Origin of the sequence: Halodesulfovibrio aestuarii DSM 17919 = ATCC 29578, from assembly GCF_000384815.1 — a bacterium.
In the GTDB taxonomy this organism is placed as follows: Bacteria; Desulfobacterota; Desulfovibrionia; order Desulfovibrionales; family Desulfovibrionaceae; genus Halodesulfovibrio; species Halodesulfovibrio aestuarii.
In genome coordinates, this window is the sequence record NZ_ARQF01000008.1 from 1 (window position 1) to 9508 (window position 9508).

Below are 9508 nucleotides of genomic sequence, written 5' to 3' on the forward strand. Positions count from 1 at the left end.
TTTGTCATGGTGGTAGTTCTCCAAAAAATTGCACGTTGCCTGTATTACTAGGTATGCGGCACTGTTAGCAGCATCGGTAGGCAGGACAGGGCGCGTGATGTTTATGCAGCCTGTCCCATGTAATTTGGTTCGGTATCGTCTGGTGAAACGAGTATGGATTTCTTAGGCTTTGGCCCTGGTGCAATGTCTAGGGCAGGTGGAATCAAAATTTCTGGAATGCCAGCTTTAAGCAGCTGCGCATGTCGGTAGGTGGGAACGGATTTACCATGAAGCAGCTTGTACGCAGCGGTACGCGATGCTTTGATCGCTTTGCCAATATCGGTAAACGACAGCTTTTTGCGCTTCATGTAGATTTCTAGCTTTTCACTACGGGTCAAATCAGATATGAATTCGGGAATCATGTTTCGTTGTTCCATCAATTAACCCCTTGCGGTTATTTCGATTTATGGTTTTTGGTTTCGTTGTTTCGTTAAAAATAGAATTATGTGTAATCTTACGTGAAATCAAGTGAAATTTCGCGAATAAAGTTGTGTAATATGACAGATGGAAAGCATCTAGTTGAAATAATTAAAGATAGAATCAAGATAAAAACTCGTGCGAAACGGGTAAGCCGTGGGAAAGTTGCGGAATTTCTTGGGGTTACTGAAGGGAAACTGCGTGCGTGGGAAGCAGGGCAGCGTCCTAGCGCGGATGATCTACAGAATTTGGTAGTTCTGTTAAATTTCACACCAAATTGGCTTCTTACTGGTGAAGGCGAAGTGTTTCTTGGGGAAGAAGCATCAGCACAGCCAGAGGCGCAAAAAGAGACGGTTGCTGTTACAGATCCGATCGCACAACGACTGGAAATAGCAACACGCATACTCAAAGAGTCTGGCGCTTCACCTGAAGTTATCCAGCAAGCGGTAATGAAAATTTTGGATTCACAGAATGAGACACACACTCAGGCTGAAACGAATACTCTTGAAGCTTCGGCTTTCGCAGACAAATGCGACTGGAGTATGAAAAGGACTTAGAAAACAGATGTCCATGTAGTCGTGCAAGGTGCAAGCTCGGGGGAGCGGATTGCGACAAATGGACACAGTAAGGGCTTACTGATGAAGTAAGTCGGTGGGGTAGATTCGAATGTTTTATTGTTTTGAAAATGGAAAAAGAGAAGATGCGCTAGCTGGTCAGCTTTGGCTAAATGAAGATTCAGAAAACTTTTTTGATGATTTGGTAACTGAAGGGTTTGACCCAATTTTCTGCTCTGGGAACGAAATGCTCTCGATCTCAGTTTTAAAGATGAATAAGCAGAAGAATTCGTGGGTCGTCTTGGTTAAAGACCAATTTGGGGATACTGATGCGTATCTTGTGGAGAGTTCCTTCGATCTTGCCACGTTAATAAATACGTTTTGTACATTGTTTGGCAATACTCTGACCAAAGAGTAGCAGATATGAACCGATTTCATAAATTAATTAACTACGCGATAGTAATTATCGTCGTAGGTTTTGTTGCTGCTGCATTTCTTTGGGACAATAAAAAGGAGCCGGATATGAGTCAGGCTGTAAAGTATGAAGTAATCGATGTACTAAACTCAAGTGTGACTTCTCGTGGCCGCGCAATCATGGAAATTCGAATTCCAGAATTTCAAAATTATAATCCAGAACAGTACGCTCACACAGCAATGAAGGCTGCTGAAGTATCTATCGAGAAGCTTAGAAAGAAATACCCAGAAGAGAATTATCAGGCTCTTTTTGTCCGAGTTATGGCTGCAAAGGATGAAATGATTGCAACAGCTCTATATGCCATCGACAACAAGGGGTGGGACGGAACGACCGGAGTAGAGTGGAAGGTTGAAACGCTAGACGGTAAGCTTCCACCTGTTGAATATTTTCAAACATCTGATCTTTGGATCGAAATGCGCAAAGACTATCAAATCCCTGACCCTGTGTCAGAAGGTAGTACTATGACAGATGAAGATGCCTTGCGTTCAGCCATCGCTGAACAGCTGCATATTCCTTTTGATATGGTGCATCTACCAATCTTTTCGTTGAGTGAGTATTTAAGGAAGTAATTTGGCGTTAGTTTATTTGTTCTGGAATATTGAGGAACGTAGAGCTTACGTTCCCGAGTTGTCTATAAGTTGCAACTTTGGGTAGCCAGAACTTGCTGAAAAATAACAATGTTAACTTTTGAGTATTTCATGGAAACAATTTTAGAATTTATTCAATCCGAAAACGGTCAACTGATTGGTTGGTGCTGTACTGTAGGTGGCATATTTCTTAGCCTTTTTGCTGTAAGCAAAACATACAACATACAAAATAGAATAAAAAATGAAATACGGAACGAAATCAAAGACAGCAGCACAATAGAACAAACAGTACAAAAGGGAAATAAAAATACAAAGATGAGAGACGTACATGGAAATGTAAACTTCTAGCATAAAGGAGTAGACTTTGAGTACGGTAAACAATGTTCGTATCGAAAACGTCTTTAGTGATGTAAATTTCAATCAATCTAACAAGTACAACGTTGGCTCTGCAATCAACGAACTGCTTTCTAATCTTACACATAGACAACCTCAGACTATGCAGAAGAGGCGCACGCCTCCAGCGGACGTCATTGTAAAAATAAAACACAACCACCTGAATAAAAAACAACATATCATAAGACAGTACCTTGATTATTCATCACTGATTGAAGAAGCATATGATGATATTGACAAATCGATTCCCTTTGGAAAAGACACCATTTTAAGGAATTTAGAAAACTCATATTTTAAAGCCTTGGACAACTTTGAAATCGAATATTTTATAAAAGAAGAGTTAGATCTTGAAGTTCTCAGAGAAAAATCAGGTGCAATAATTGACTTCATTATTAGTGATCTAAAAAAAACCATCTACGAATCAAATAATACACCTGAGCTACAAGAGCATATTGATATTGGAGTCAATGTAGTTGTTGCTCATGCATTTATTGAATGCGTCATTATGGAGAAGCCGGATGATACCTAGTAGCAACTCCTGTCACGAAAGCATTAATGTAGTCGTACTCGGTGCTATTATATTAGAGCAATTGTATGTCTTAGAGCAGTTAAGTTTCGCTCATTTGATTGAAATAATTAGCGAGTATGATGATCAAATATCTATAGACTATGTAATACTGACATGTGACTGGTTATATATCATCAATGCAATCGACTACAATAGCGACGGAGTAATTATCAATGCTGCTTAACAGTTTTAAACTCTTTAAAAATAATTCTGAAATAAGAAGTATACCTTTTGAGCTAGGCTTAAATATCATCACTAATAGAGAAGGTATTGGACATTCAGGAAACAGCGTTGGAAAATCTACTCTTTCAAGAGTGGTAGATTTTCTTTTTCTTGGTTCAATTGATCCTGTGTACATCGATGATGAGTTTAAACAGCCAAACATTGATATACAAAAGTTATTCGAAGAAAATGATATTATAGCGCAATTAAACTTTACTGGGGCAGATTTCGGCGTTCATCGAATGGAACGTAGACTTGCGATTGATTCTGATGACGATGCTTTTTATTTTGATGGCAACAAATTATCTCAAAGCAAGTATGAAGATCAGATAAAAAAGTTTTGCTTTGGAATTACAACAGATCGTTTTTCTGTGCGTTACGCTATTACTAAATTTATCCGCAATACTAATGAGCGGATGCTTAACACTACACAATTTTTGGACAAACGAGTTCCTACAGAAGGAAAAGAGTATAGTGAACTTTACCTTTACCTTTTTGGATTCCAAGACAGTGAAAAGTTAGGTGAAAAAAGATTAGCGACAAACTTAGTTAACCGTAGAGCTAAAAATTTACGGGTAATTAACGCTCTCATTAAAGAACAAAAAAATAAAACACAATTAAAAGAATTAGCCAAACTTATTAAGAAAATTGAAGATGAAATTTTAAGCTTTAACTTTTCTTCAGAGCAAAAAGATCCGATTTCTGAATTATCGCAACTTCAAAGACAAGAAGACGATATTACAAAAGAAGTTTTATCCATAGAACGAAAAATAAAGAACATTAATGAAACGGTTAAAAACCTTTCTAGCTCGCTTGGTGGATATTTAACTACAGAGTTAGAAGAAATATATGCTTACGCTAATATTACTATAACAAGTGCAATTAAAGACCTGAAGGAAGTTTCTCAGTTCCACGCCAAGCTCGTTCAGAGTAAGAAGAAATTCCTAACTCAAGATGTTCCAGAATTAACATTAAAGCACTCCGAATTAAAAGGTGCACTCGAAGAGGTATATACCGTAAGAAGGTCTGTTTTTGAGAAAATGAAAGACAGCAAAAATATCGAAGTGATAACACGTAAAATAAAGGAACTTGGGGAGTTAAAAGTAAAGTTTGGTCAAGCTGAAGGATTAATTCAACAACAACAACAAGCCACTGACGATAAGAAAAAGGCCGTTGATGCATTAGCCATAATTCTAAAGTCCATTAAGGATCAACTTGATACTGTAGAAAACTTTATCAATAAATTTAATGAATTTTTTGCTGTTTACACAGAAAAGCTCCACAATGAAGCTTATACCTTGGAATTCGACTACGATGAACAAAAGGGAAGCTGCAAGCTATCATTAAGCAATGAGAGCTCACACCCTGAAGGTGGCAAGAAAAAAGCAGAGGTAATTGCTTTTGATTTTGCATATATCTCTGCTGTGCATAGCCAACAACTTACCAGACCTTTATTTGTCTTTCATGATATGGTTGAAGATATAGACAAAAGACAACTTAAAGATATCCTCGTTCTTTCTAAGTCTCTTTCTGGACAACAAATTTTATCCGTACTCTCGGACAACCTTACGCCAGAGATGCGTAACGACTGTGAAAACAATATCATTCTTGAACTTGATGAAAATGACCGCTTCTTTAAGGTATAACATGCTTTTTTTAAAGCTTTAAAAAGCCCGCTCGATTGAGGGGGCTTTTGTTTTTATCTTGTAGATCTATGGTTAAAAATAGAGCGGATTGGATTGAACAGCGAGATTAGAACGGGGCGAGGAGTTATGGGTATAGCAGAAGAGAACGTAACAGACCAAAGTGGAGATGAACTTCTTAAAGAAATTGCAGAAGGATTAACTGAAATCGAGGGAAGAAGACTTGACTGTGATTTTAATAGATTAAAAGATTTTTTTCCGGACGTAATTCCCAAGCTGGCTTTTATAGATTGCACCTTTGTATCTAACGTATCTTTTTTGCACTTAAACATGCTTGGAATAAACTTTATAAGTTGTGTGTTTGAAGATTTTGCTGCTTTTGAAAATTCTTCAATCGAATCGTGTTTTTTCCATGAGTGTCAGTTCAAAAAACATGCGAGCTTCAGTGAGAGTATTTTTAAAGTACGAGCAACTTTTTCTGATGTGAAGTTTACAACTGCCAGTTTTTCATTAGCAGTATTTAAGAAAAAAGCATTGTTTTATAATTGTGATGTGAGTGAGTACCTTCAGTTAGCTAATATCAGCTGTAGTAACAGCGAACTGATATTGAACAGGATGCCAGTGGCGTTTATTACATTTTCACCAAGCCAGAGCGAAGGCTTTAGCGTGGAAGATATTGATTGGCCTAGCTTGGAACAAATTAAGCAAGCTGGTGTAGTAACAGAATCGATGTGTCGTGCTTGGAAGGTTAGGTTAAGAAACATGGGTGATGAGTGGACAGCATCAGAGTGGCATCTATTTGAAAAAGAGCTTGCTCTTGAAAGGTTGTCTACTGGCTCAAACAAGGTCTCCTACTTTTTCCTAGCTTGTTATGGGTGGGTAAGTCGATATGGAGAGTCCCCGGAACGAGCAAGTAAGGTTCTTGCTGCGTTAATTATTGCCCCATTTGTTTTTGCACTTATTCATATGCGTCCAGAGATTAAGTTGAATGAAGAGTGGGCCAGTTATGCCTTGGGTTTTATTCCCTTGTTATCAAAGGCATCAGTTTCTTTAAATTTATCTGTCTTTGAAAAGTGTGGGCAGATAGTGTGGCAGGGCTTTTTAGCCATTCAGTCTTCTTTACTTGCTTTGGCTGTGCGTAATAAAGTGCGGCGGTGATGTGTGGAGGCCCGAAGTGTGTTGATTGTTATCAATTGTTCACTTTGTGCTGATTGGGGCATGAGAAACAATATAGTAAAAAGGGGGCGGTGATGTGTACTGATACTCTTACTGCAATCAAGCCGGAGTATTCTCAAGAAGAAGTGGCATCAATCATAGAAAACATGACAAGGAAGAAGATTTCTTCTAACTGGCTTGTTGATGTGATTACCAGTTCTAATTTCTTAGACGTATTTAAAGAGGTTGCTAAAACGATTCGCGCTAAAATTGTTGTTGATGCAAAAAATAAAACGCAAACAATTGGCGCATTGCAAGCCTTTTCATTAGATTTCATTGACCTTTACAAGGTCGCTATTCCTTGTCTCGATTCGGATGAAAGCAGGATGAAAGCCCTAGAAGATGTAAAGGATTCAGTGCTTCAATTTGCTGAGATGATTAGGGTAATTGAGCAAGAACAAGGGAAGAAGTTTTCTTTAACAGACATGGTTTTGGTGGGGGTTGCTGGGGCTGCTGTTGGGGGTGCCTCAGTTGTATTTGGCTCAATGCTTAAGGATGCTGTTGCTAACTTCTTTAAGAAAAAGGATGTTGCTTAGACAATGTAGAACAGTCAGATCTGTTTGGGTAAGCTCCTAAAGTTGTTTGTTTAGAAATTATATGAGTAATGAGTAGTTACTAAGTTAAATAGGGTGTCTAACTAGCAATGCGAAAAGGTCAAAATTCAACTTATTTTCAGAAATTTACAGATATTGCAGCGCAAGATGTTTTAGATAGCGTATTTTACTTTTTATCTACATCTTATAATCCGGATGAAAAGTATTACGTTTTTACGGACAATATATATACTTTTAACTTGGCTAATGTGGTTGGGGAGTTGTCATTTCAGAATTATGCAGACCTTCGAGAGCATGTACCTGCAATTCATTTTCAGCAATGTCATTTTTCCGGTGATATACATTTGACAGAATGCGCGTGCGATCGAATCATATTTTCAAATTGTACAATTGAAGGTCATTTATTTTGCGAGGCTGGGATTTTTAACCGCCTAACGTTAAATGACTCAACAATAAACGGTAACGCATCATTTTATGATTCGGTGTTTGAGGGACCGTTAGTTTTTCGTCGTACTAAGCTGAATGCTGCAACATTTGTGAGAAGTTCTTTTAATCACCAAGTGATGTTTAGGCTGTGTGAGGTGGAGAGAAATTTTGAAGTCAAAGATACTGTTTTGGAAAACAATATGTTGATTTTGGAAGATATGCCTCTTGAGAAGTTTGATATAGGTACAGCGGAAATTAACAAGTTAATTTTAAGTAATTGCAGATGGCCATCGTGTGAAAAGATTAGCTCTTCAAATATTGTAACAGAACGGATAGCCCGAGATTGGAAAAATAAAGCAATTTCGCTTTCTGATACTGGTGCGGTTTCACTCTGGCATCAATGTGAAAAAGAATTCACATTGAAACGTGCTAGAGAAACGAAGAACTGGTTTATGATGTTTCTGCTTTTTTGTTATCGTCAGTTAAGTATGTATGGGGAATCTCCTGCGCGAGCAGCAATCTGGCTATTCCTTTTTCTTACAATTCCTTTTCTACTTTCCTTTACAGGGGCGTACTCTAGTCATTATGCTTGGGCAGGTATCCCGTTTTTTTCAAAAGCAGCACCATCTATTTTGCATAAGAGTACTGGGCTAAAATTATTTTGGCTTTTTACCCAAGGTGCAATTACTTTGCAGCTATCTCTCTTGTTTTTTGCGATCCGCAATAAATTGCGAAGATGACGAAAACTAAAAAAAGCCGGTTCGATTGAGCGGGCTTTTTTTAGTACCTATCTCATCCACCTTTTCCCTCGCTCCGTAATCACATAGCGCCTTTTGCCGCGTTCATCGCATGCAATGCGGATGTAGTCTTTAGCAAGTAAGGACTCTACAGAGAGCGGGGGCATTCCTTTGCTTACATTCAATTGCATAAGAATCAGGCTATAGCTCTGCTGCACTCGCTTATATATGGCTTGTACCTTGTCGGCTTCCCTGTACCGAGAGTCAAAGCACACTTCTATCTGCTGCTTGCCATCCTGTGGCAGGCCAAGGCGAACTGTCACGCCCTTATCCCGCAGAAATTTCACCGGATCATATAACATTGCACGTTTCATACGGCCTACCTTAACGCAAAACAGAAAAAAGCGTTACAGAGGCAAATCTGCAACGCTTTAAAGGAACATACGAGCCATAGCTTTTTACGCAGCCTCATCCACCACAAAATACTCTTCCCCGCCATAATGAACAGCTAAGAAAAAGTGCACAGCCATCAGTGCTCGAGCTGGTAGAAGCCACTTACTCTTTTGGGTGCATAGGTAGATCATGTTGGCCAAAAAGTAGAGATCTGCTTTCTGCTTGTCTTCTCCCTCCTGGTACATCCAGTCGTGAATATTACAAGCCTCGGCAATGCTAGCGCCTAGAAGATGTTCCGGAACAAGTTTGCCGATTAATCCATCAGGACCGCAGCCGTTGCAGATTCGGTTTTTAAGTTCGTTTGAAGCTTCTAAGTAGGTAGTAGGTGTAAGTAGTTTCATTGGTTACTCCGGTGTCGTGAATGAAATAGAAATAGCCTCAACCTGTTCAACGGTCGTGCAAGCTTCCAGCGCATCTTGATACTTCAAGCGCTGACCTGTGGCGTGGCCTGCAAGAACTGACCATGCTTGTGTGTTTTCTTGAATACGCCGCGCCATTTCTATCACATCCATGCCGCGTGCATTAGCGATCGCTCGTACAAGTGGAGCTGCTGCTTGTGGATCAGCAAGAAGCGCTTGTGACTCTGTGCGCTGAGAATCCCATGTTTGCCGCTCCATTTCGGAATACTCCACGCTTTGAGCTTTAAGAAACGCATCATGCGCAGCTGCGATCTGGCGTTGCTTTGTGGTGCGGGCTTCAGTGAGTGTTGGTTTAGGCGGTATAATCGCTTCAAGTCGTGCCTTTTCTGCATTCCAAGCTTCCACATATGGCTGCACTTCTAATTCAGATATTGGCGCAGTGCTTACGCCTCCGTCCGGTGTTTCAAATTCAATTTGCCCCTCCTGCCCATCAAACTGGATAGCGTGAAGAGTTTCATCAAAATCAAAGTTAGGTAGTTTTAGAGCGCTGCCATCAACTAGAACTACTTTATCTGGTGCAATAACTGTTACGTGCATAACTTCTCCTATAGATATTTAATGTAAAACACGCCGATGTATGGCGGCCGGTTTTCATGCGCCTGAGAACCACCAGTGTGAGCCGTTCCATCATCGGGATCGCCAGTATTGCGGCTGTTGAAGTTGTGATAAGTGGAACCCGACAGATCATTACCAGTCTCATATGCGATTAGGTGGTCATGTGACGCAGTCGTGCTTACGGTTGGAGAAACCTTTTCAGCACCACCTTTGCTTCCAACGGAATATTTTCCGCCTGCACCAACGGTAAA

General features: G+C 39.6%; 14 protein-coding genes and 1 pseudogene. 10 read left to right on the forward strand and 5 right to left on the reverse strand.

Annotation, left to right across the window (positions count from 1 at the left end):
• Positions 1 to 101: 101 nt before the first annotated feature.
• Complete coding sequence (locus F461_RS0100200; protein WP_019999147.1) at positions 102 to 416, reverse strand: hypothetical protein; 315 nt, start codon at positions 414 to 416, stop codon at positions 102 to 104.
• Positions 417 to 536: 120 nt separating this feature from the next.
• Between F461_RS0100200 and F461_RS0100205 the strand changes: the two genes are divergently transcribed.
• The 10 genes from F461_RS0100205 (at position 537) to F461_RS0100250 (ending at position 7833) form a co-directional block, all read left to right on the forward strand.
• Positions 537 to 1013 (forward strand): helix-turn-helix domain-containing protein, encoded by a 477-nt coding sequence (locus F461_RS0100205; protein ID WP_019999148.1) that lies wholly within the window; start codon positions 537 to 539, stop codon positions 1011 to 1013.
• A 109-nt stretch (positions 1014 to 1122) separates the two neighbouring features.
• Positions 1123 to 1428: a hypothetical protein gene (locus tag F461_RS0100210; protein ID WP_019999149.1), complete on the forward strand. Its 306-nt coding sequence runs from the start codon at positions 1123 to 1125 to the stop codon at positions 1426 to 1428.
• Between the two features lie 5 nt (positions 1429 to 1433).
• The gene (locus F461_RS0100215; RefSeq protein WP_019999150.1) at positions 1434 to 2054 is read left to right on the forward strand and encodes a DUF4875 domain-containing protein; all 621 of its coding nucleotides are present in this window, start codon (positions 1434 to 1436) and stop codon (positions 2052 to 2054) included.
• 129 nt (positions 2055 to 2183) lie between these two features.
• A complete protein-coding gene (locus tag F461_RS0100220; RefSeq protein ID WP_019999151.1) occupies positions 2184 to 2420 on the forward strand; it encodes a hypothetical protein in 237 nt (78 codons plus the stop codon).
• Positions 2421 to 2436: 16 nt separating this feature from the next.
• Positions 2437 to 2994 carry an ABC-three component system protein gene (locus F461_RS0100225; protein ID WP_019999152.1) on the forward strand — a complete coding sequence of 186 codons (558 nt, stop codon included), beginning with the start codon at positions 2437 to 2439 and terminating at the stop codon, positions 2992 to 2994.
• Entirely contained in the window at positions 2984 to 3217 is a 234-nt protein-coding gene (locus F461_RS19605; protein ID WP_019999153.1) for an ABC-three component system middle component 6, read from the forward strand. The genes F461_RS0100225 and F461_RS19605 overlap by 11 nt, the downstream gene beginning before the upstream one ends.
• Positions 3207 to 4901 carry a DUF2326 domain-containing protein gene (locus F461_RS0100235; RefSeq protein ID WP_019999154.1) on the forward strand — a complete coding sequence of 565 codons (1695 nt, stop codon included), beginning with the start codon at positions 3207 to 3209 and terminating at the stop codon, positions 4899 to 4901. The genes F461_RS19605 and F461_RS0100235 overlap by 11 nt, the downstream gene beginning before the upstream one ends.
• Before the next feature lie 126 nt (positions 4902 to 5027).
• Positions 5028 to 6056 carry a hypothetical protein gene (locus F461_RS0100240; protein ID WP_019999155.1) on the forward strand — a complete coding sequence of 343 codons (1029 nt, stop codon included), beginning with the start codon at positions 5028 to 5030 and terminating at the stop codon, positions 6054 to 6056.
• Positions 6057 to 6148: 92 nt separating this feature from the next.
• Entirely contained in the window at positions 6149 to 6649 is a 501-nt protein-coding gene (locus F461_RS0100245; protein ID WP_019999156.1) for a hypothetical protein, read from the forward strand.
• 107 nt (positions 6650 to 6756) lie between these two features.
• On the forward strand, positions 6757 to 7833 hold the full coding sequence (locus tag F461_RS0100250; RefSeq protein WP_019999157.1) for a hypothetical protein: 1077 nt from the start codon (positions 6757 to 6759) through the stop codon (positions 7831 to 7833).
• A 47-nt stretch (positions 7834 to 7880) separates the two neighbouring features.
• On the opposite strand, the gene F461_RS0100255 is transcribed toward F461_RS0100250, so the two are convergent.
• The 4 genes and pseudogenes from F461_RS0100255 to F461_RS19355 all read right to left on the reverse strand — a co-directional run.
• Positions 7881 to 8204: a hypothetical protein gene (locus tag F461_RS0100255; protein WP_019999158.1), complete on the reverse strand. Its 324-nt coding sequence runs from the start codon at positions 8202 to 8204 to the stop codon at positions 7881 to 7883.
• Positions 8205 to 8288: 84 nt separating this feature from the next.
• On the reverse strand, positions 8289 to 8624 hold the full coding sequence (locus F461_RS18350; RefSeq protein ID WP_019999159.1) for a hypothetical protein: 336 nt from the start codon (positions 8622 to 8624) through the stop codon (positions 8289 to 8291).
• Between the two features lie 3 nt (positions 8625 to 8627).
• A complete protein-coding gene (locus F461_RS18355) occupies positions 8628 to 9239 on the reverse strand; it encodes a hypothetical protein (RefSeq protein ID WP_019999160.1) in 612 nt (203 codons plus the stop codon).
• Between the two features lie 8 nt (positions 9240 to 9247).
• A pseudogene (locus tag F461_RS19355) lies at positions 9248 to 9508 on the reverse strand (hypothetical protein); the annotation flags it as partial.